We start from the raw sequence: 20187 nt of genomic DNA, 5'->3' as shown, positions 1-20187 counted from the left end.
CTTCCCCCTGTTGTTATTTTGCTGTGCGCTTTTTACATCTTTTTGCGTAAAAACTTTGCAACTCTCGGATTGCGTTTGACGGCTTCCTGTTTTGCTTTTTGTGTCGCATTAATGATGTTTTTGATAACAAAGGGATTGATTTTGACTGCTTCAAGTTGCACTCTTTCTGAAGGGTAAGTGATAAATTGAATGATTTGCGGATTATGTCTCACTGCGATTATTTGTGCTTCTTCATCAAACGATTCAATCAGTTTTGTTAGTGCTATGTTAAAGCTGCCGTCTTTCATAATCTTGTTTACTGCAAGAATTTGAATCTCTTTTGTTGGATTTTCAATCTCTTCAATAGCTCTTGGAGAGGTTTCTAATGCTGCTTTTTGTACCTTATACGAAGGAGCTTTTATAAATTGTATTTTCCACCAGTACTGCGAGACTGCTTTGATTTGTTCTTCTTCACTTAAAGAAGAGTAATACTTGGTTCTTTCTTTTATCTGTTGTGCATAGGAAAGGTTTTTTGGCTGGGTACATCCGCTAAAAAGTACAACTAAAGTAATTGTACTGAGAGTAAAATTTTTTATTAAAGATGCCATAAGTAGTTTTCCTCTTCCTGCCAACCGTCAATTTCATCAATAATCTGTCCACTGGGTGCATCTATAATATAGGTAACCGGTGAAAAAGGTCTGATAAGTTTTTTTGGAATATTTTTATCTGTATCGCGATTTATTATAAGCTTTATATACTTTTTGTTAATATAGTCTCGGATATCTTTTTTTATTAAAATTGTGTCCACTAAACGATGACAAAAAGGACATCCGTCACTTACAAGAATTACAAGAAGGTCTTTCTTTTCCTTTTTTGCAATGTTAACAGCTTTGTTGTAATCTCTTTCATATCCCATATACTCTGCAAAAAGATTGTAATCATCCCAATAGTTGGCATACAGAGAAATTGACAGTAAGGGCAATAATAATAGTTTCTTATAAAAATTCATGTTTTTATTTTAGCATAAAATGATAAATAAGGAATTTGATAGACGAAAAGAATATATGATGGTGGAGCATAGCGGGATCGAACCGCTGACCTCTTCGCTGCCAGCGAAGCGCTCTCCCAGCTGAGCTAATGCCCCATACTTAAATGAGAGTAAATAATTTTTACTCGAAATTATAGCAGTACAAAGATTATAAGATAATAAAAGAATATATAAAAATGAGATATTTTTTTAATTAAGTTTAAAATAACAGTGCGAGAAATCAGTGATTAATCTGAAATTTTAAAAGGATTATTTAGATATACTTTTAAAAGAGTATTTTTGTAAGGAGCAGCATTTATGAAAATTATTAAACTACAGCTTGAAGACAGCCTGTATGAAAAGGTTTTGAAAAATCAAATAGACATACAAGCTAAGTTCAAAGATTGATAATAGTTTTTGGGATGATACAGAAAAAAGATTGCTGCAAAGACACACATAGCTAATGGAAGTTATTAAGAGAGATGACTTTTCACTTGCATTAGATGATATTTTAGACTACTAGAAAAATCTGTAAATAATATTCTAAATTTTCCTTACAAATCAAGAAAATTTTTATATCACGATGACGAGAATATTAGAGATTATATTTTTAAAGGATATACAATACCCTATTTAATTGATAACAATAAAAATAAAATTGTACTTCTTGACATTTTCAAATGGAAAAATAAGTAATTTTATATACAAGTCAGACCTGAATTGTTTTGAGCTTAAAGCTAAGATTTATATTGTTTGAAAGTGTTTAAATTAGAGAGATAAAATGGTGGACCCTCAGAGATTCGAACTCATCTAATTCATCCCTTAAAATGGGAGTAATTTAATTTATTGTGAAATATTATACTGTTAAAAATACTGTTATAATTTTCGAATGTGTTGTATGAGATCTTTGGCAGTTTCGCAGTTTGGAAACATATTTCTATGAGCATAAATCTGTTATTTTAATATCAAGAATTTTAGCAATTTTATAAAGTTGTTCAATATTATAGTGCTTATTTTCAAGACCAGCTTCAATTTTTGCAATAGTGCTGACAGATTTATGTCCTATCATATGTGCTAAATTTAACTGAGATACACCTTTTTCTTTTCGTGCTTTTTTGACATTTTCAACAATAATTCTATGAAATTTTTCAATCTCTTCTGGTGTAATCTCTTCTAAATTTTCTATTGCAAATATCCTATATGGTTTATATTTGATTATATAGGATTGATAAAAATTATAAAATTCCCTATAGTGAAGTATTTTTAAGCTTTTTTGAATTATAATATGTATAAAAATGGGAGGAAGATGATGTTTGAATATTTGGTAAATGTGTTTGTCAGAATAGTTTTTGGGTATCTAGGAGGAGCATTAGTAGCTGCTGCAATATTTGTCGCATATTGGTATGGGTATGATTTTGAGTATGCAAAGCAAACGGCTATAGAGATCTCCCAAGGTGAATTTTTTAAGTTTTTACTGTGGTTGCCATTAGTTGTGACATGGTTTAATCCTAGTGGAAAGGGTGTTTGCCATAATATTTACTATGGATATTACTACTAAGGTTGTAAAATGAGTAAAAATATTGCATTAACACTTACAACCATTTTTATATTGTCAGGCTGTATGGCTACACAACCAAATGTAAAACTTGATAAAAGCATCACCTCTTTTAAAGAATATATCAACCAAAAAAGAGCCGATGATGTTTCTCACTACAATATCATAGCGGAACTGCCTCATCAAAGTATCATAGAGTACAGAACCACAAATGAGCAAACAACCATGAGAAGTGCGAGTGATGTTATGGAGATCCTTGATGATGCAAAAGAGTATTGTCAAGCTATTGGTGGTAATGGCATTTATGGTGATCAGGCAATTAGAACCATTAATGAACTTCCAACGGCATTTAGTTTTGCGTATCAAGGCTATAAAAACGATATGAGATCTCAAGGCTTTGGAAAGTATAGCGGTTTTTACAGATGTGCATCTGCCAAAGATGGGTTTGAGATAGAGTATATGAAAAGCAGTATAGGACTGCGACAAAGACACATAATCGGCGGTGGGTATATGCAAACCTACTCAAGATATTATCTTATAACACATAAAAACTTACAAAAAACAGGGCAAAAAACTTGGTTGCATAGCTCCAAATACAGAAGTTATGCAGAGGGTAAATCATCTAAAGAGTATTTTGATGTAGATGAGAACAGTCAGGCCACTTGGAGATATGAGGTAAACACTGGTGCTCAAAAATATTGCACCTATAATGATGGAGAGCTCTATATCTCAAATGCAGTTACAAAGAACAAACTGATGCTGATAGATGATTATTATTTTACACGACTGGAGCAGATAAAAAATAAAAGCAGTATCAATATTTTTATGACTCCAGAGTTTCTAGTGTGTGAAAACAGTGCAAAACCACATTTTGCTTTCGTGATAGAGCATCCAAAACAAAATACGAAATATCCACAATATACACTTACTGAGGGCATAGATAAAGACTATTTAAAAGCCAAAGGCGTTGTGTATGAGAAAATAGGTGCTGATACACTCTCCTCAAAACCATCATCACAAGTTCAAGAGGTCTCAAAAAGCAGTGTCATATCTCAAGCTCAAAAGAAAGATGCAACACTTGTGAAAAATGAGAGCAGATTAGCAGCTCAAACACTTAGCTCAAAACTTGATACATCTGTGGCAATGGGTGAGTTAAAATATACAACTTCATACAATGGTACTCTTAAAGATGGATGTGAGTATGTTAGTGTAACCAAAGAGTTGTATGGCCAAAAGTATATTGAGAACTTTAAAAAGTGCAGCAATGGAGATGTTGAGTATATCGGACAAACTTCACCAAATGAACTTACAGATGAAGTTAAAGATCAACTTGCATCGGTTGCAGATAGTCTAGTTTTAAACTGTAAATTGAAGAATCAAGCTTCTGCGAATCTCAATGAGTTTACGCTCAAGTGTGTTAAAAATCCCTATGGAAGTACATATAAAATTCTTCTACTCAAAGATGGGGTGCTACTTGAGAGGATGTAAAAAATTAGTGTTAAAGTAGTAAAATGACAGTAAAAATCTACTAAAAAAACACTAATTTGGTAGTAAAACTGAAAATTAGTACACAAGTAGTTTCTTTTTAGTGCTAAATTACTACTTTTTTAGTAGTGTTATAATTCTCATAAAATCTTTAATATCATCATTTTTAAGAGCAAACTTTCCACTTATGACGGCATATGAATAGGCTTTTTCAATATCATATTGAGGAAATTGAGCTTTGAGTTCATCGAGTTTTTGTGTTGCTTTTACTCTATCAACTTTTTTTCTATTTAGCTTCATATATTTATCAAATAGTTTCCTTGCTGACACCTTCAATGCTTTTTTTCTTGTTTCATCTTGTGGCATATATATTTTTAGAACGAAGTCTATAAAGTAGTTTCTACTCACTTTAAAACCTTGTTTAAAGCTCTCAAAAAAAGCACCTTTGAGCCAAGTTTCTGTAATTTTTTCAAGCTTTGACTTGCTTTTTTCTGAACGAATTTTAGCGATTTTATTCATCTCTTCAATGTGTGGCTTTAACTCTTTATGAGTATTTATTACATCATATAAAAAGCCTATTGCAGCATCAGAAGTATCATCATCGTAGATATAATCACATTTAAATTTTCCATCTAAAAGTATATTGTGCATATATTCATAGGCTTTATTTGGGTACTTTGAAATATCTAAAAGAGTGTTCATTTTGTGTCCTTTGCAATAGATTTTATAATTATATCATTATACCCTGAAAATAGCTATATATATAAAAACCCTTATTTTTTTACTCATACCCTGAAAACAGCTATATACCTCTATAGAGATAATGAGGAATTGTGAAATTTCATACCCTGAAAACAGCTATATTATGAACGACAGTGAATAGTGTGAACCGATTTTATTTTTTGAGACTTAAAGAAATAGTTTTTATGTGACGGAAATAGCAACTACCTCTAAAGAGGTGTAGTAAATTTTATTAAAATACTAAAAATTTATGTGACTAAAACGTATACTATATGAACGATAGTGAATAGTGTTGTACGGTTTTTCTTAGGATATAAAATATGAAACTAATTTTTATAATGCTAAAATATCTTATGCAGTTTTTAATTTTACTTTTTTTACTGGCATTGGCAACACTGTTTTCAAACATGCATTTGGTTGCAAGTTTTATGGGCGGACTCTTTTTGCTTGTGGTTTTGATAGAGCTAAATATGCAAAAAGCAAAAAACTTTTTAAATGATATTTTTTAGTAGGAGCAGTTTATAAGAGATGATTTTTATTTAAACTTGATACTTGGTGTATTTACACTTGCAGTAGTTGTTATTGCTATTGCAAAATATCGCTATGAGAATGGCTACTCAAAGTACAGCGAGAAATCATAGTCACCAAAGTATGATATAATTGCTATAATAAAAAAGGAGGTTTGCTATGACAAAGAATGAAATTATCACTTATCTAAAAGAGCATAAAGATGATTTTATGCAAAAGTATCAAATCTCCAAACTCGCTCTTTTTGGATCTTACTCACGCAATGAAAACAGAGATGACAGTGATGTAGATATCGCCATTGAAACTCCTTTGAGTGATTATTTCAAACTTTATGACTTTAAAGAGGAATTAGAAAACTCTTTCCATACCAAAGTTGATATTGTTCGATTGCGAGATAAAATGAACATGGCACTTAAAAGACGCATTGAAAAAGATGGTATCTATGTATGATAAAACACTCATTATTGACATTTTAGATCAAATCATAGATGCTATAGAGACTGTTCAAGAGAGATGTACATTTGCAAAATGTGAAGATGATTTTGCTCATACCAAAGAGGGACAGGAAAAACTTGACAGTATTTGTATGAAACTCATAGCAGTTGGAGAGAGCTTAAAAAATATAGACCACATCACCGATAAAACACTTTTAGTCAAATATCCTCAAGTTGAATGGAGAAAAATTAAGGGGATACGGGATTTTATTTCACATCACTACTTTGATTTAGATGCAGAGGTTATCTTTAGTATCTGCCAAGACCATATAGAAGACTTGCTTATTACACTTAAAATCATGAAAACAGACCTCCAATAATATTACATTTTAATGAACATTAGATAGTCATTTTTATTTACCTATAAAAGTATATATAAAAAGTAAAAATATTAAATAATTTATGTTATAATTATCTTAACAGGTAAATGAGGATAATTATGGCAAAAACTATCGGTTATATTCGAGTCAGTACAGACCAGCAAGATCTGCAAAATCAACAACACTCCATTTTAAACTATGCAAACAAAAACTCACTTGGTAAAGTTAAATTCATCGAAGTGAAGATGAGTAGTCGCAAAAAAGATGAAGACAGGAAAATTGATGAACTGTTTGAATCTCTGCAAGCTGATGATCACTTAATCGTTTCAGAACTAAGCCGAATAGGCAGAAGTGTTGTGAATGTTGTAACGATTGTCAACAGACTCATAGCAAAAGGTGTAAACCTTCACATACTCAAAGAGCAACTCTTCATCAAACCAAATAAACAAAACCCATTTACAGATTTTCAGATAAATATCTTCTCAGCCTTTGCACAGTTAGAACGAGATCTTATAAGTAAAAGAACAAAAGAAGCTCTGCAAGCCAGAAAAGCCAAAGGGATTAAACTTGGTAAGCCTAAAGGTACCATTCAAGGCAGCATCTACGATAAAGATAGAGAGAAGATAAAAGAGTTGCATGAACTAGGAGTTTCCCTAACTAATATCTCTAAAAAACATTTAGGCTATGGAACTATCAAGAGTCTGAGTGAGTATGTAAAAAACAAATTATACAAAGAGGTGAAAAATGATGCAAAAAACATATAATGCTATCAACCAAAACCGACTCCGTATAAAAGAGAGTTTGGCAAAAAATCTTGAGAAAAAAAGAGTAATTTTTGATATGGAGTCAACTATTGAAGAGTGGTTCGAAAAATTAGATAAGATAAACAAAGATTTACTTCATGTTCTGCAAGATAAAATAAACCCACTCCTTAACAAAAACTATGCGGATGAAAAAGAGGCGGATGGAAAAATATCGCATGCTTTTTGGTATTTGGGAAAAGAGATAGATAAGCTTATAAAAGTGTATGAAGATATAGAGTGTTTTTATGCCCAAGATTTTAGTGAAGAGCAAAAGGTGTTAGATGCTTTTGTCTCTATCTGTTCGGTGATGCTCAAAGAGTTACTTCTTTTACATGTAAACATCAAAGATGCCTTGCAAAACAATCCAGAAGATGCAAAAATAGAGTATGCACCCGATATACAAACTCAAATAGAGTTTATACAAAAATATCAAATGCAAACAGCACAAAACTCCAACACTTCTAATTGGTTACTACCACTAGCAGCTGCTTTTGGAATTGGGTTTATGTTGGGAGGGGAGTAGGTATGATACTGCAATCCACAAAAAAACTGCAAGAGTTTGTAGGGGTGAAACCAACAGAGATAGAGATAGATACACTCTCATCATGGCATGGCAATATATTTAATATAGGCAGGAGAAAATGTCTGCTTATTACACACACTGCAACACTGTACAGTGCTTTTTTCTACGGTGTTACAAAAAAAGACCTACCTCTATTTTTGGAGATGATGAGAGATAGGGTTATGGAGCTTATGCGTCAAGATAATTTTACACTTCAAGAACTTAGTATTATGAGAGAAGGTTTTATAGATATAAACTATACAAAAACTTCGAGCAGATCTGTTCTTGGTAGCATGAATGATATGAAAAACATGCTTGATTGGTACGATATGAGTGAAGATGAGATATCACTTGCAAAGAGAATAAACAAAACCCCGTATAAGATAGGTGGTTACATATATCCAAAAGAGGCTCTAAGAGCTTTACTCAAAGAAAAAATTCAACAAAAGGTGAAAAATGACAAGTAGTGTAAAAACTGTTTTTGCGGAAGAATTTAGTGCACATTATGAGTTTTACAAAGAGTATGATGACGTAGTTATGAATAAAGAAAACAGACAAGTTTTTAAAGCCAACTTCAAAGATGGTATGGTGCAACTTGTACCACTGAGTAATGATGCTGCGATACAAAAAATAGAGTTAGGTTTGAGTGAGTTTGCAAAAGAGTTAAAAAGACAAGGTTTTTAAACCATTTTTACTATAAACTTAGATAAAATGAGTAATTTTAAAGAGACTATATAGCGTAACAAAAAAAGGAAGTAAATAATGCAAAGTACAGAGCAACGTGCCCAGCTACAACGCCAAATCTGGCAAATCGCCAACGAAGTTCGTGGTTCAGTCGATGGTTGGGATTTTAAGCAGTATGTACTTGGTACTCTGTTTTATCGCTTTATCAGTGAAAACTTTTCTACTTACATTGAAGGGGGTGATGAGAGTGTTAATTATGCTGCACTTAGCGATGATGTCATCACTCCAGAGATTAAAGATGATGCCATTAAAACAAAAGGCTATTTTATCTACCCAAGCCAACTTTTTGTCAATCTTGTAAAAAGTGCAGATACTAACGAGAATCTCAATACTGATTTAGCTAAAATATTTTTGGATATTGAGAGTTCAGCAAACGGGTATCCGTCTGAACCTGATATAAAAGGACTATTTGCCGACTTTGATACAACTAGTAATCGTCTCGGCAATACGGTAACAGAGAAAAACAAGCGTTTAAGTGCCGTTTTGAAAGGTGTAGCAGGGCTTAGCTTTGGTGAGTTTGAGGAGCATCAAATAGATCTCTTTGGTGATGCTTATGAGTTTCTTATCTCTAACTACGCTGCCAATGCAGGAAAAAGCGGAGGGGAGTTTTTTACTCCGCAAAGTGTCTCTAAGCTTATAGCGCAACTTGCTATGCATAAGCAGGAGAGAGTCAATAAAATCTACGATCCTGCCTGTGGAAGCGGCTCATTACTCTTGCAAGCTAAAAAACATTTTGATGCACACATTATAGAGGATGGTTTTTGGGGTCAAGAGATTAACCACACTACCTATAACCTCGCTCGTATGAATATGTTTTTACATAACATCAACTATGACAAGTTTGAGATAACGCTTGGCAATACTTTAACAGAACCAGAGTTTATAGATGACAAACCCTTTGATGCCATCGTCTCAAATCCTCCATACTCTGTAAAGTGGATAGGGAGTGGTGACCCAACACTCATCAACGATGACCGTTTTGCTCCTGCTGGTGTATTAGCCCCTAAATCAAAAGCTGATTTTGCTTTTGTGCTACACTCTCTTAGTTATCTCTCAAGCAAAGGGCGTGCAGCGATTGTCTGTTTTCCGGGGATTTTTTACCGCGGGGGAGCGGAGCAGAAGATAAGAAAATATTTGGTAGAGAACAACTATGTAGAGACTATTATCTCCTTAGCTCCAAATCTTTTCTATGGTACTTCTATTGCTGTTAATATCTTGGTACTCTCCAAGCACAAGAGCGGTACAAAAACGCAGTTTATCGATGCAAGTGGACTTTTTAAATCTCAAACCAATACCAATATACTAGAAGACAAACATATAGAAGAGATTATAAAGACTTTTGATGCTAAAGAGGATGTCGAGCATTTTGCTGCATCGGTAGAGTTTAAGAAAATTGCCCAAAATGACTATAACCTCTCTGTGAGCTCCTATGTAGAGGCTAAGGATACTAGAGAGAAGATAAATATAAAAGAGCTTAACGCAGAACTTAAAAGCACAGTAGAGAAGATTGATAAGCTAAGATCTGAGATAGATACGATAGTGGCGGAGATAGAAGCGTGAGCAGTAGAGTTACTATAAAAGAGTTGCTTGAGGGTGTAGAAGTCGAATGGAAACAACTAGGTGAAGTTGCAAATTATGAACAGCCAACACAATACTTAGTAAAATCAAAAAACTATAGCGATGATTTTGATACACCAGTTTTGACAGCAGGTAAAACTTTTATTCTTGGATATACAGATGAAGTAGGGGGTATTTACAGAGCATCTGAGAGTCCTGTTATTATTTTTGATGATTTTACTACTGCGAACAAATGGGTTGATTTTGATTTTAAAGCTAAATCATCAGCAATGAAAATGATTACATCAAAAGATGACTCTGAAGTGTTACTCAAATATATTTATTATTGGTTAAATATTTTGCCTAGTGATTTAATAGATGGTGATCATAAGCGTCAGTGGATTAGTAATTTTGCAAAAAAGTTAATACCAATTCCATCACTTGATGCACAAAGTGAAATTGTCCGTGTACTGGACAATTTCACGGAGCTTACAGCGGAGCTTACAGCGGAGCTGTCGGCTCGAAAAAAGCAGTACAGCTACTACCGTGACAAGCTTTTGCGTTTTGAAGAGGATGAAGTTGAGTGGAAGAAGTTGGGAGATTTATGTAGCATTGGTGTGGGGCAAGCTCCAAAGGGTATTGGAGAGGGTAAATATTCATTTATTAATGCTGGTACAACACCATCAGGATATTTAAATGAGTACAACACAGAACCAGAAACTATTACAACACCTTCTAGGGGACAGGGAGGTATAGGATATGTAGCTTATCAAAGTAGTCCTTTTTGGTGTGGTCCACTATGTTATAGGATATGTAGTATAAATCAGAGTGTAACTACTAGGTTTATTTATTATATTATGTCTAACAGAGTAAAAGATATAATTGAGCTTGCAAATATGGCAGGTGTTCCTGCTTTAAATAAAAAAGCTCTTAGTGAATTTCTAGTTCCTATTCCTTATCCAAATAATCCGAAAAAATCTCTTGAAAAACAAAAAGAAATTGTTGATATTTTAGATAAATTTGACACCCTCACAAACTCCATGAACAAGGGTCTACCACGAGAAATAGAACTAAGAGAAAAACAGTATGAATATTATCGTGACTTGCTATTAACATTTCCAAAATCAGAAGTAGAGAGATAAAATGGGAAATACACTAAGAGAGATTGCAGAGCAACTACAAGCTTCACCTAAAAAAGTACAACTCATCTATGCTTTTAATGGTACAGGAAAAACAAGATTATCAAAAGAGTTTAAAAAATTAATTGCTGCTACAACAGATGAAAGTGAAGAGGAAGAAGCACTTACAAAGATTATTTACTATAATGCTTTTACGGAAGATCTGTTTTATTGGGACAATGATGAAGTAAAACTAATCATTAAACCTAATTCATTTACTCAATGGATATTAAAGGAACAAGGTCAAGATGGAAATATAATTACTAATTTTCAACAAGTTAGTGGTAGTAAAATCACGCCTAAATTCAATGAAGAAAATATAATATTGGCAAATGGAAGTAAATCTGAAAATAAAAGATTTTCTAATGTTGAATTTCTGTATAGTGATGATGGTGGTATAAATAGTATAAAAATATCAAAGGGTGAAGAGAGCAACTTTATTTGGAGTGTATTTTACATACTACTTGAAGAGGTGATTAGTGAACTAAGTAAGCCTGAGTTAGAATATGATAATACTAATCCATTTCATAATTTAGAATATGTATTTATAGATGACCCAGTTAGTTCATTGGACGAGAATCACTTAATAGAATTGGCTGTAAATCTATCTAAATTAATAAAATCTAGCACATCGGATGTAAAATTTATATTATCAACTCATAATCCACTTTTTTATAATGTACTTTACAATGAACTTGGTTTAAAAAGTAAAAAAGGCAGTTATATGCTTATAAAAAATGGAGATGGTAGTTTTGAATTAGATGAAAAACATGGAGATTCAAATACAAGTTTTTCTTACCATTTATTTCTAAGAGATACTATTAAAAAAGCTATAGAAAATAATGAAATATCAAAATATCATTTTGTATTACTTCGTAATCTATATGAAAAAACTGCTAATTTTCTAGGTTACAGCAAATGGTCTGAGCTTTTACCAGAAGATGGTAGAGAAGCTTATGTAAGTCGTATTATGACTTTTTATTCTCATAGCAGCCTATCGAGTGAACAAATTGCAGAACCAACTGAGCCAGAGAAACAAACTGTTAAATTATTATTTAATTATTTAATAAATGAATCAAAATATTGGAAAGAAGTAGAAAATAATGATTAACCAAACTAAACCCATAGCAGAGTCAAACAACTTTATAATACTTGATAAATACACCAAAATCTTTCAAGAGGGAAGTGGCTACCAAACTGAGGCCGATTTAGAGAATGAATTGATAGTTGATCTGAAAAATCAAGGGTATGAGTATGTTCAAGGTTTAAATACACCGCAAAAAATGCTTGCTAATGTACGCTATCAACTGCAAAAACTCAATGATGTAACTTTTAGTGATGGTGAGTGGCAACGCTTTGTTGAGGAGTATTTGGACAAGCCAAGTGAGAATAGTATTGATAAAACTCGAAAAATTCATAATGACTATATCTATGATTTTGTTTTTGATGACGGGCATATTAAAAACATCTACATTTTAGATAAAAAAAACATCGCTCGTAACTGTGTACAAGTCATCAAACAGTTTGAGCAGAGTGGTTCTCATGCCAACCGTTATGATGTTACCATTTTAGTCAACGGCTTACCTTTGATACAGATTGAGCTAAAAAAAAGAGGTGTTGCCATACGAGAAGCATTTAATCAAGTACACCGCTACTCAAAAGAGAGCTTCAATGCTGAGCACTCCCTCTTTAAATACCTCCAACTTTTTGTGATTTCAAACGGTACAGATACACGCTACTTCGCCAACACCACCAAACGCAATAAAAACAGTTTTGATTTTACGATGAACTGGGCAAAATCTGACAATACACTTATCAAAGATTTAAAAGATTTTACCGCTACATTTTTTCAAAAAAAGACACTATTAAATGTGCTAATACACTACTCTGTATTTGATGTGAGCAATACCCTCCTTGTGATGCGTCCTTATCAGATAGCAGCGACTGAGCGCATCCTTTGGAAGATAAAAAGCTCTTATGAGGCAAAAAACTACAGTTGTACCGAGAGTGGAGGTTATATCTGGCACACTACAGGCTCAGGTAAGACACTCACAAGCTTTAAAGCAGCGCGACTTGCTACAGAGCTTGACTTTATAGAGAAAGTATTTTTTGTGGTAGATAGAAAAGATCTTGACTACCAAACTATGAAAGAGTATCAACGCTTTTCACCAGATAGCGTAAACGGTTCAGAGAGTACGGCAGGGCTGAAGAAAAACATCGCCAAACAAGATAATAAAATCATAGTCACTACCATTCAAAAACTCAATAACCTGATGAAAAGTGAAGATGACTTAGCAATCTATCAAAGTCAAGTGGTGTTTATCTTTGACGAGGCACACAGGAGCCAATTTGGTGAAGCACAAAAAAATCTACAAAAAAAGTTTAAGAAGTATTATCAGTTTGGTTTTACAGGCACGCCTATCTTTCCTCAAAATGCTTTGGGGGCTGAAACGACCGCGAGTGTATTTGGGCGAGAGTTGCATTCCTATGTCATCACCGATGCTATCCGCGATGAAAAGGTGCTGAAGTTTAAAGTAGATTATAATGATGTACGACCACAGTTTAAAGCCATAGAGAGTGAGACGGATGAGAAAAAACTCACAGCAGCAGAGAACAAGCAAGCACTACTGCATCCTGATAGAATAGATGAAATCGCACAATACATCTTAAATAATTTCAAACAAAAAACACATCGACTCTCAGGTGGCTCTAAAGGCTTTAATGCGATGTTTGCAGTAAGCAGTGTTGAAGCTGCCAAACTTTACTACGAGGCATTTAAAAATTTGCAAAAAGAGGGTGAAAAACCACTTAAAGTTGCTACTATTTTTTCTTATGCGGCAAATGAAGAGCAAGATGCGGTAGGAGATATTATTGATGAGAGTTTTGAACCATCAGCGATGGATAGTAGTGCTAAAGAGTTTTTAAACTCGGCAATCAATGACTATAACGAAATGTTTCAAACCTCTTATGGCGTTGATAGTAAAAGTTTTCAAAACTACTACCGTGATCTTGCCAAGCGAGTGATAAGTCAAGAGGTTGATCTGCTCATTGTTGTAGGTATGTTTTTAACAGGTTTTGATGCACCGCGTCTGAACACTCTCTTTGTAGATAAAAATCTGCGTTATCATGGACTTATGCAGGCATATTCACGTACAAACCGTATTTATAATGCTACGAAGACTTTTGGAAACATTGTAACCTTTCGTGATTTAGAAAAAGCAACTGTTGATGCCATTACACTTTTTGGTGATAAAAACACTAAAAATGTAGTGCTTGAGAAGAGTTATAAAGAGTATATGGAGGGCTTTAGTGACACAGTAACTGGTGATGCACGACGCGGATTTATTGATGTGGTTAAAGAGTTAGAAGAGCGTTTTGGCGACCCTGAGACAATAGTTACAGAAAAAGATAAAAAAGATTTTGCCAAACTTTTTGGTGAATATCTGCGTGTTGAAAATGTATTACAAAACTACGATGAGTTTGTTGGGCTTAAAGAGTTACAAAATGTAGATATGAATGATGAGAGTGCCGTTGAGGAGTTTAAATCTAAGTACTATTTAAATGATGATGATTTGAAGATCATGCAAGAGATTAAAGTACCAAGTGAGCGTACTCTTCAAGATTATCGCTCAACATATAATGATATTCGTGATTGGCTCCGTCGTGAAAAATCTGCTAAAGAGAAAGAGAGTGCCACTGTAGATTGGGATGATGTGGTTTTTGAGGTAGATTTGCTTAAATCTCAAGAGATCAATCTTGACTATATTTTAGAACTCATTTTTGAACATAATAAAAAGACAAAAGATAAAGCCACACTTGTTGAAGAGGTGCGCCGACTCATTCGTGCAAGTCTAGGCAACCGAGCTAAAGAGAGCCTCTTAGTTGATTTTATTAACCAAACAAATTTAGATGAACTAGATGATAAGGCAAGTGTTATTGATGCTTTTTTCGCTTTTGCTCAAGCAGAACAAAAACGCGAGGCAGAAGAGCTAATAAGTGATGAAAACTTAAATGAAGAAGCAGCTAAGCGGTATATAGTCTCATCATTAAAACGAGAATATGCTAGTGAGAATGGTACTGAACTCAATGCAATTTTACCAAAAATGAGCCCGCTTAATCCACAATACTTGAGCAAAAAACAAAGTGTATTTCAAAAAATTTCCACTTTTGTTGAGAAGTTTAAGGGTGTTGGTGGAAAGGTTTAGTGGATATAAAAGTAATGTGATGGAAGAATTAAAAAAAACAATTATAGATAGTTTATATAAGTCAAATTTTTATGAGGCATTAATAAATATTCAAACTTTAGAGACTAATTTTCCAAATGCTTCAGAAACTTTATTTTTTTACTATTATTTATATGATTTAATGCACTGGGTTAGCCGACATAAAAAGCATGATTCTACGAATCAAATACAAACTAATAAAGATAAGTACTTCAATAAAATACTCCAATCTTATCAAAATGATAAATCAACTACATATCTTCAATTATACTTATTTTTAGAAGAAAATTTTAGAACTTTTGAACATTATACATGGTTCAGAAAATATGATAAATCAAAAGAATTGTTAGATCAATCATTAAAAGAAAACCCAAATAATCTCAAAGCTCAGTTTTATATGCTTCTTTGTGAAAAACAAATTAAAGAATGTTTTAAATTTTTATATGACCATAGATTAGATACAACAATAATAGAGAAATTTCTTAGTAATATTTGGTTTAAAGAAGAGTTTTTAGATGATTCTCAAAAGCTAAAAAAGCTTTATAATCTAGACAGAGAGCATGATACTTTGCTTTACTATATACAAAAAAAAGATTATCAATGGCTATATGAGTATTTCAATGATGATGTGATGTGTCAACCCTATTTCATACTTATCCATAAACATGCTAAGCTGCTGTTTCAACTTGTAACATCATTTTTTCTTCAAACTCTACAGGTGATAAATTACCATTTGCAGAGTGCATTCTCTGTCGATTATAATAGACTTCGATATACTCAAATATAGCTTGATTGGCTTGTGCCTTTGTCTCAAATATCTCATGGTAAATAAGTTCAGTTTTGAGGGTATGAAAAAAGCTTTCAGCTACAGCATTATCCCAACAATTTCCTTTGCGAGACATACTCTGTTTAATGCCATGTTGCCTCAATAAATCTTTATGAGCATAAGAAGCATATTGACTACCTCTATCAGTGTGCCAAATTAAACCTTTGGATGGTTTTCGACTTATTAATGCCATATTTGTCAAACGAACTGCTAAAATTGGCACTAAAGTAAATGAGTTCAAAGTTACTTTTTAAACATAAACCTTAAAAAATCAAATTAATTTTGATAGACTCTCTTTCATCTTTTTTGAAAGGGGTCAAGTGTTAGATAAAAGGCAGGTTAAGATGATCAAAAAACTTTTAGAAGAGGGCTTAAACAAGACGGAGGTGGCAAGACGACTAGGGATTAGTCGTGAGACAGTTCGTAAATATTCCAAGCTTCCAGATGGATATGTTCCAATTATTAACAGAACACCTGTGGAAAATATTGTAGATCCATTTCTTCCACATATTGCAAAGATGTTAGAGACTGCCAAAGAGGAGAACTCATATATTCCAACAACTGTTATTTATGCAGAGATACAAAAGCGAGGGTATAAAGGAAGCTTGCGTTGGCTTCAGCAGGTGATGCAGAAATATGAATTGCGTGAGCGTATAAAAAATGATGAGAAACTTATCCGCTTTGAAACAGAGCCAGCCAAACAGATGCAAGTTGATTGGGTCGAGTTTCCCAAAGAGAAGCTCTCTGCTTTTGTGGCTACAATGGGATACTCAAGAGCATCATATGTTGAGTATGTCGATAATGAGAAGATAGAGACACTGCTTGCATGCCATATGAATGCATTTAGATACTTCGGAGGCGTTCCACTAGAGTGTCTATACGATAATATGCGCACAGTCATTATTAAACGCAATGTATATGGAAGAGGCAAACACAAACTCAACCCTCTCTTTGAAGACTTTGCAAAGCACTGTGGATTTACAATAAGAGTGTGTAGACCATATCGTCCAAAGACGAAAGGAAAAGTTGAAAGGTTTAATCACTATTTTCGATATAGTTTTCACAATGCCCTTAAAGTGCGTCTTGCTATGATGCATTATGAACTAAATCTTGAAAATGCCAATGCAGAGGTTTTAAAATGGCTTGAGAATGTTGCCAACATAAGGATACATCAAACAACACTGCAAAGACCATTTGACTTACTTGCAGAGGAGCAACCCCACTTGCTTTGTCTGCCTAAACCTTATGGTGGCATCCATCCAAAGGTTATCATCAAAAGTGTAGCAAAAAAAGAATCATACTTCAATAGAGACAATTGTAAAATTGACTCTTTGTATATTCCAAATAGAGATATGCAAACCTATGACGATTTAATACCAGCGGCAATGTTTCTATCACTCTTACCGGCATTGACAACACCAATGCAAATAGGAGGTGCACTATGGCATTAGAAACCAAGATCCTCTCATTATGCAAATCATTGAAACTCTCTATGCAAAAAATGCACCAAATCGGACACCCATAACGTTTTAGTTCGGACACCTGTGACGGTTTTAAATCGGACAGTGATGACGAAAATGATTCGGACACTTTTACTAAAAAAGCGTCAACAAAGATTCGTTTAAGAAAGAGATATTTTCTAAATTCAAATACACTCTTTGTAAATTTATTTACAAGGGTGTTGAAAATGAGGATTATATCCATGAGATCAGTTCGTGATATTGTAAAGTACCATAGTATGGGCTTGTCAATCAGAAAGATACATGACGCTACAGGAGTAGCCAAAAGTACCGTTGCAGATTATATCAAACGGTTTAAAGAGCTTGGATTGTCAATAGAACAGATTGATGTTTTAGATGATGATGCACTCAAACTACAGTTTTTCCCCGATGTAGCCAGTGTCGTCGTCTCACGCAAAGCGATGCCAAACTTCAACTATATCCACCAAGAGCTCAAACTGCGTAAAAAAACCAAAGTGACACTCTATCTGTTGTGGGAAGAGTATAAAGAGGATAATCCGGATGGGTATCAGTACACCCAGTTTCGCGTGTACTACCGCCGCTTCGTCAAAAAACTCAACCCCTCCATGCGCCAGACACACCTTGCGGGTGAGAAGATGTTTGTAGACTACAGCGGTGTTACTATGCCAATACACAATCAAAGAACCGGTGAAGTGGAGTATGCACAGATATTCATAGCCGTACTTGGTGCAAGTGGATACACCTTCGTTCACGCTACCCCAAGTCAAAGACAGGAGGACTTCATCTACTCCCATGTCAAGTGTTATGGGTTCTTTGGTGGAGTGCCAAGAGTGGCAGTTCCCGATAATCTCAAAAGTGCCATCATCTCCAATAATAAAAACGGTATCGTCGTCAATGAGAGCTATGCAGACCTCAATCGCCACTATGGCGTCATAGTAAATCCCGCACGCCCAAGAAAGCCAAAAGACAAACCAAAAGCAGAACAGGGTGTCCAAGCGATTCAACGCTACATTCTCGCACGCTTTCGCCACCATAAGTTTTTCAGTGTCGATGAGCTCAACGAAGCTATAGCGGAGTTGCTCGATAGATACAACAACAAGATTATAAAACATCTCCAAAAGAGTAGAACAGAGCTCTTTAATGAGCTCGATGCACCCTATCTCAATCCACTGTCTGCAAACAGCTATGTCTATAAACAGTTCAAGATTGCAAAAGTGCATCAGGATTACCATATAAGCCTTGAGAAATGCAACTACTCCGTACCTTACAAATATATCAAAGAAGAGGTAGAGGTACGATACTCCACACAGAGTGTCTATATCTACCACAAGAACAGGCTCATCGCTACACATCCACGCCTGCGAAGAGTCGGTGAGTGCTCGACACTGCATGAACATATGCCAAGTAAACATCAGTATGTAAACGAGAGTATGAATCCACAAAGACTGCGCTCTTGGGCAAAAAAGATAGGTGAATTCAGCAGTGTGTTTGTGGAGGATATATTTGCATCGATGGAGTATCCACCACAGGCGTATAATAAAATAGTAGCCATCTTATCGTTGGCAAAACTCTATGGTAACACAGAGCTGGAGTTGGCGCTGATGTATGCTACAAAGCATAACACCACAACCACAAAGTCGATCAGATCGATACTCGATAAAAAGCTCTATCTGAGTGACAGTGCCAATAATGTGCAACCATCATCACAGTACGCACTCTTTAACAACCACTCCAATATCCGCGGTGCGGATGAGTACAAATAGAAATAACAATCAAACAACAAAAAAACAAGGACAAAAGAATGAATCACACTACCGTTGTCAACAAACTGACAGAACTTGGCTATAAGGGCTTTAAAGAGGCATATATGCAACAGATGGAGGATATCAACTACGATTCTATGGGGTTTAGCGAAAGACTCTATCAGCTTCTTGATGCGCAGGATATATTTTTACGCAATAAACGCATTATCATGAATCACAGACTCTCAAAAATCAAAGACAAGCAAGCAGCACTCGATGCTATAGACTATACACCACAAAGAGGGATCAACAAAGCACAGATTAGGTCATTATCTTCACTCAACTTCATCGATGCCAGACAGAACATCATCATTACCGGTAAAACTGGGACTGGAAAGAGCTATCTCGCTCAAGCGTTTGCCAATAAGGCTATATTTGATGGGTACAAAGCCTACTATGTAAGAACTCCTTCATTACTTGAGGAGATAAAAATTGCAAGGTTGGATGGAACTTATACTAATCTGCTTAAAAAGTATTCAAGATTTAAACTGCTGATTCTTGATGACTTCGGTGTGATACCTATGGGTGAAGATGATGCAACGAATCTCTTTGAGATCATAGAGGACAGAACACAGATTAATTCTACAATTATCACTTCACAGCTTCCTGTAAGTGAGTGGTATAACTATCTCAACAACAACACCATTGCAGATGCAATTTTAGACAGAATTGTTCACTCCTCCCATAGAATAGAACTGAGTGGTCCATCGATGCGAAAACTCAAATCGAGCATCAAAACTGACGAATATTAAAAAATCATTCGGACACTTTATGCTAGAATGGCGTTACAGAAAATATTCTCTTTCTTGGTGTCCGATTTGAAACGCGTTGGGTGTCCGGATGCTCCGTCATATGCATTCTATGAGGGAATTACTTGCAAAT

General features: G+C 34.5%; 22 protein-coding genes, 1 tRNA gene and 1 pseudogene. 18 read left to right on the top strand and 6 right to left on the bottom strand.

Annotated elements, in window-relative coordinates; genetic code table 11:
• Positions 1-32: 32 nt before the first annotated feature.
• The 3 genes from LCX93_RS11695 to LCX93_RS11685 form a co-directional block, all read right to left on the bottom strand.
• A complete protein-coding gene (locus tag LCX93_RS11695) occupies positions 33-587 on the bottom strand; it encodes a hypothetical protein (protein WP_226066434.1) in 555 nt (184 codons plus the stop codon).
• Positions 575-988: a thioredoxin fold domain-containing protein gene (locus tag LCX93_RS11690; RefSeq protein ID WP_226066433.1), complete on the bottom strand. Its 414-nt coding sequence runs from the start codon at positions 986-988 to the stop codon at positions 575-577. Before LCX93_RS11690 ends, LCX93_RS11695 begins: the two co-directional genes overlap by 13 nt.
• Before the next feature lie 59 nt (positions 989-1047).
• Positions 1048-1123, bottom strand: a tRNA-Ala gene (locus LCX93_RS11685).
• Between the two features lie 408 nt (positions 1124-1531).
• Here LCX93_RS11685 and LCX93_RS11680 point away from each other — a divergent pair.
• Positions 1532-1702: pseudogene (locus LCX93_RS11680) on the top strand (type II toxin-antitoxin system RelE/ParE family toxin); the annotation flags it as partial.
• Between the two features lie 241 nt (positions 1703-1943).
• Here the strand turns inward: LCX93_RS11680 and LCX93_RS11675 are convergent.
• The gene (locus LCX93_RS11675; RefSeq protein ID WP_226069439.1) at positions 1944-2138 is read right to left on the bottom strand and encodes a helix-turn-helix transcriptional regulator; all 195 of its coding nucleotides are present in this window, start codon (positions 2136-2138) and stop codon (positions 1944-1946) included.
• 174 nt (positions 2139-2312) lie between these two features.
• Here LCX93_RS11675 and LCX93_RS11670 point away from each other — a divergent pair, with 174 nt between their 5' ends.
• Both LCX93_RS11670 and LCX93_RS11665 read left to right on the top strand, forming a co-directional pair.
• On the top strand, positions 2313-2564 hold the full coding sequence (locus LCX93_RS11670) for a hypothetical protein (protein ID WP_226066432.1): 252 nt from the start codon (positions 2313-2315) through the stop codon (positions 2562-2564).
• Between the two features lie 9 nt (positions 2565-2573).
• On the top strand, positions 2574-4049 hold the full coding sequence (locus LCX93_RS11665; RefSeq protein WP_226066431.1) for a hypothetical protein: 1476 nt from the start codon (positions 2574-2576) through the stop codon (positions 4047-4049).
• A 111-nt stretch (positions 4050-4160) separates the two neighbouring features.
• On the opposite strand, the gene LCX93_RS11660 is transcribed toward LCX93_RS11665, so the two are convergent.
• Entirely contained in the window at positions 4161-4748 is a 588-nt protein-coding gene (locus LCX93_RS11660) for a hypothetical protein (RefSeq protein WP_226066430.1), read from the bottom strand.
• A 359-nt stretch (positions 4749-5107) separates the two neighbouring features.
• On the opposite strand from LCX93_RS11660, the gene LCX93_RS11655 reads away from it, so the two are divergent.
• The 12 genes from LCX93_RS11655 to LCX93_RS11600 all read left to right on the top strand — a co-directional run bounded on the left by LCX93_RS11655 (position 5108) and on the right by LCX93_RS11600 (position 15983).
• Complete coding sequence (locus tag LCX93_RS11655) at positions 5108-5296, top strand: hypothetical protein (RefSeq protein ID WP_226066429.1); 189 nt, start codon at positions 5108-5110, stop codon at positions 5294-5296.
• 178 nt (positions 5297-5474) lie between these two features.
• Complete coding sequence (locus LCX93_RS11650; RefSeq protein WP_226066428.1) at positions 5475-5765, top strand: nucleotidyltransferase family protein; 291 nt, start codon at positions 5475-5477, stop codon at positions 5763-5765.
• Complete coding sequence (locus LCX93_RS11645) at positions 5749-6129, top strand: HepT-like ribonuclease domain-containing protein (RefSeq protein WP_226069438.1); 381 nt, start codon at positions 5749-5751, stop codon at positions 6127-6129. The genes LCX93_RS11650 and LCX93_RS11645 overlap by 17 nt, the downstream gene beginning before the upstream one ends.
• 119 nt (positions 6130-6248) lie before the next feature.
• Positions 6249-6893, top strand: a complete 645-nt coding sequence (locus LCX93_RS11640) for a recombinase family protein (protein ID WP_226066427.1) — start codon at positions 6249-6251, stop codon at positions 6891-6893.
• The gene (locus tag LCX93_RS11635) at positions 6874-7455 is read left to right on the top strand and encodes a hypothetical protein (protein WP_226066426.1); all 582 of its coding nucleotides are present in this window, start codon (positions 6874-6876) and stop codon (positions 7453-7455) included. The genes LCX93_RS11640 and LCX93_RS11635 overlap by 20 nt, the downstream gene beginning before the upstream one ends.
• Positions 7456-7457: 2 nt before the next feature.
• Positions 7458-7961, top strand: coding sequence for a DUF6933 domain-containing protein (locus tag LCX93_RS11630; RefSeq protein ID WP_226066425.1), 504 nt, complete (start codon positions 7458-7460; stop codon positions 7959-7961).
• Positions 7951-8178: a hypothetical protein gene (locus LCX93_RS11625; RefSeq protein WP_226066424.1), complete on the top strand. Its 228-nt coding sequence runs from the start codon at positions 7951-7953 to the stop codon at positions 8176-8178. Before LCX93_RS11630 ends, LCX93_RS11625 begins: the two co-directional genes overlap by 11 nt.
• 78 nt (positions 8179-8256) lie before the next feature.
• Entirely contained in the window at positions 8257-9798 is a 1542-nt protein-coding gene (locus LCX93_RS11620) for a type I restriction-modification system subunit M (protein ID WP_226066423.1), read from the top strand.
• Complete coding sequence (locus tag LCX93_RS11615; RefSeq protein ID WP_226066422.1) at positions 9795-10937, top strand: restriction endonuclease subunit S; 1143 nt, start codon at positions 9795-9797, stop codon at positions 10935-10937. The genes LCX93_RS11620 and LCX93_RS11615 overlap by 4 nt, the downstream gene beginning before the upstream one ends.
• 1 nt (position 10938) lies before the next feature.
• A complete protein-coding gene (locus LCX93_RS11610; protein ID WP_226066421.1) occupies positions 10939-12084 on the top strand; it encodes an AAA family ATPase in 1146 nt (381 codons plus the stop codon).
• Positions 12077-15178, top strand: coding sequence for a type I restriction endonuclease subunit R (locus tag LCX93_RS11605; protein WP_226066420.1), 3102 nt, complete (start codon positions 12077-12079; stop codon positions 15176-15178). Before LCX93_RS11610 ends, LCX93_RS11605 begins: the two co-directional genes overlap by 8 nt.
• A 19-nt stretch (positions 15179-15197) precedes the next feature.
• Positions 15198-15983, top strand: coding sequence for a hypothetical protein (locus tag LCX93_RS11600; RefSeq protein ID WP_226069442.1), 786 nt, complete (start codon positions 15198-15200; stop codon positions 15981-15983).
• Here the strand turns inward: LCX93_RS11600 and LCX93_RS11595 are convergent.
• Complete coding sequence (locus tag LCX93_RS11595; protein WP_255613233.1) at positions 15865-16263, bottom strand: IS3 family transposase; 399 nt, start codon at positions 16261-16263, stop codon at positions 15865-15867. The two genes, LCX93_RS11600 and LCX93_RS11595, sit on opposite strands and share 119 nt — an antisense overlap.
• A gap of 103 nt (positions 16264-16366) precedes the next feature.
• Between LCX93_RS11595 and istA (LCX93_RS11590) the strand changes: the two genes are divergently transcribed.
• The 3 genes from istA (LCX93_RS11590) (at position 16367) to istB (ending at position 20057) form a co-directional block, all read left to right on the top strand.
• Entirely contained in the window at positions 16367-17473 is a 1107-nt protein-coding gene (gene istA / locus LCX93_RS11590; RefSeq protein ID WP_226066419.1) for an IS21 family transposase, read from the top strand.
• A 251-nt stretch (positions 17474-17724) separates the two neighbouring features.
• Complete coding sequence (istA, locus tag LCX93_RS11585) at positions 17725-19266, top strand: IS21 family transposase (protein WP_226066118.1); 1542 nt, start codon at positions 17725-17727, stop codon at positions 19264-19266.
• Positions 19267-19304: 38 nt separating this feature from the next.
• Positions 19305-20057 (top strand): IS21-like element helper ATPase IstB, encoded by a 753-nt coding sequence (gene istB, locus LCX93_RS11580; protein WP_226065210.1) that lies wholly within the window; start codon positions 19305-19307, stop codon positions 20055-20057.
• The last annotated feature ends 130 nt before the right edge of the window (positions 20058-20187 follow it).

This window comes from Sulfurimonas sp. SWIR-19 (assembly GCF_020410885.1).
In the GTDB taxonomy this organism is placed as follows: Bacteria; Campylobacterota; Campylobacteria; order Campylobacterales; family Sulfurimonadaceae; genus Sulfurimonas; species Sulfurimonas sediminis.
The sequence above is the reverse complement of the archived record's forward strand: the minus strand, read 5'-3'. Positions and strand labels throughout refer to the sequence as shown.

What these genes read in the sequence shown, in the direction of transcription:
- LCX93_RS11695 (WP_226066434.1), bottom strand. Translation starts at nt 587, where the DNA reads ATGGCATCTTTAATAAAAAATTTTACTCTCAGTACAATTACTTTAGTT.
- LCX93_RS11690 (WP_226066433.1), bottom strand. Translation starts at nt 988, where the DNA reads ATGAATTTTTATAAGAAACTATTATTATTGCCCTTACTGTCAATTTCT.
- LCX93_RS11670 (WP_226066432.1), top strand. Translation starts at nt 2,313, where the DNA reads ATGATGTTTGAATATTTGGTAAATGTGTTTGTCAGAATAGTTTTTGGG.
- LCX93_RS11665 (WP_226066431.1), top strand. Translation starts at nt 2,574, where the DNA reads ATGAGTAAAAATATTGCATTAACACTTACAACCATTTTTATATTGTCA.
- LCX93_RS11660 (WP_226066430.1), bottom strand. Translation starts at nt 4,748, where the DNA reads ATGAACACTCTTTTAGATATTTCAAAGTACCCAAATAAAGCCTATGAA.
- LCX93_RS11655 (WP_226066429.1), top strand. Translation starts at nt 5,108, where the DNA reads ATGAAACTAATTTTTATAATGCTAAAATATCTTATGCAGTTTTTAATT.
- LCX93_RS11650 (WP_226066428.1), top strand. Translation starts at nt 5,475, where the DNA reads ATGACAAAGAATGAAATTATCACTTATCTAAAAGAGCATAAAGATGAT.
- LCX93_RS11645 (WP_226069438.1), top strand. Translation starts at nt 5,749, where the DNA reads ATGGTATCTATGTATGATAAAACACTCATTATTGACATTTTAGATCAA.
- LCX93_RS11640 (WP_226066427.1), top strand. Translation starts at nt 6,249, where the DNA reads ATGGCAAAAACTATCGGTTATATTCGAGTCAGTACAGACCAGCAAGAT.
- LCX93_RS11635 (WP_226066426.1), top strand. Translation starts at nt 6,874, where the DNA reads ATGATGCAAAAAACATATAATGCTATCAACCAAAACCGACTCCGTATA.
- LCX93_RS11630 (WP_226066425.1), top strand. Translation starts at nt 7,458, where the DNA reads ATGATACTGCAATCCACAAAAAAACTGCAAGAGTTTGTAGGGGTGAAA.
- LCX93_RS11625 (WP_226066424.1), top strand. Translation starts at nt 7,951, where the DNA reads ATGACAAGTAGTGTAAAAACTGTTTTTGCGGAAGAATTTAGTGCACAT.
- LCX93_RS11620 (WP_226066423.1), top strand. Translation starts at nt 8,257, where the DNA reads ATGCAAAGTACAGAGCAACGTGCCCAGCTACAACGCCAAATCTGGCAA.
- LCX93_RS11610 (WP_226066421.1), top strand. Translation starts at nt 10,939, where the DNA reads ATGGGAAATACACTAAGAGAGATTGCAGAGCAACTACAAGCTTCACCT.
- LCX93_RS11605 (WP_226066420.1), top strand. Translation starts at nt 12,077, where the DNA reads ATGATTAACCAAACTAAACCCATAGCAGAGTCAAACAACTTTATAATA.
- LCX93_RS11600 (WP_226069442.1), top strand. Translation starts at nt 15,198, where the DNA reads ATGGAAGAATTAAAAAAAACAATTATAGATAGTTTATATAAGTCAAAT.
- istA (WP_226066419.1), top strand. Translation starts at nt 16,367, where the DNA reads ATGATCAAAAAACTTTTAGAAGAGGGCTTAAACAAGACGGAGGTGGCA.
- istA (WP_226066118.1), top strand. Translation starts at nt 17,725, where the DNA reads ATGAGATCAGTTCGTGATATTGTAAAGTACCATAGTATGGGCTTGTCA.
- istB (WP_226065210.1), top strand. Translation starts at nt 19,305, where the DNA reads ATGAATCACACTACCGTTGTCAACAAACTGACAGAACTTGGCTATAAG.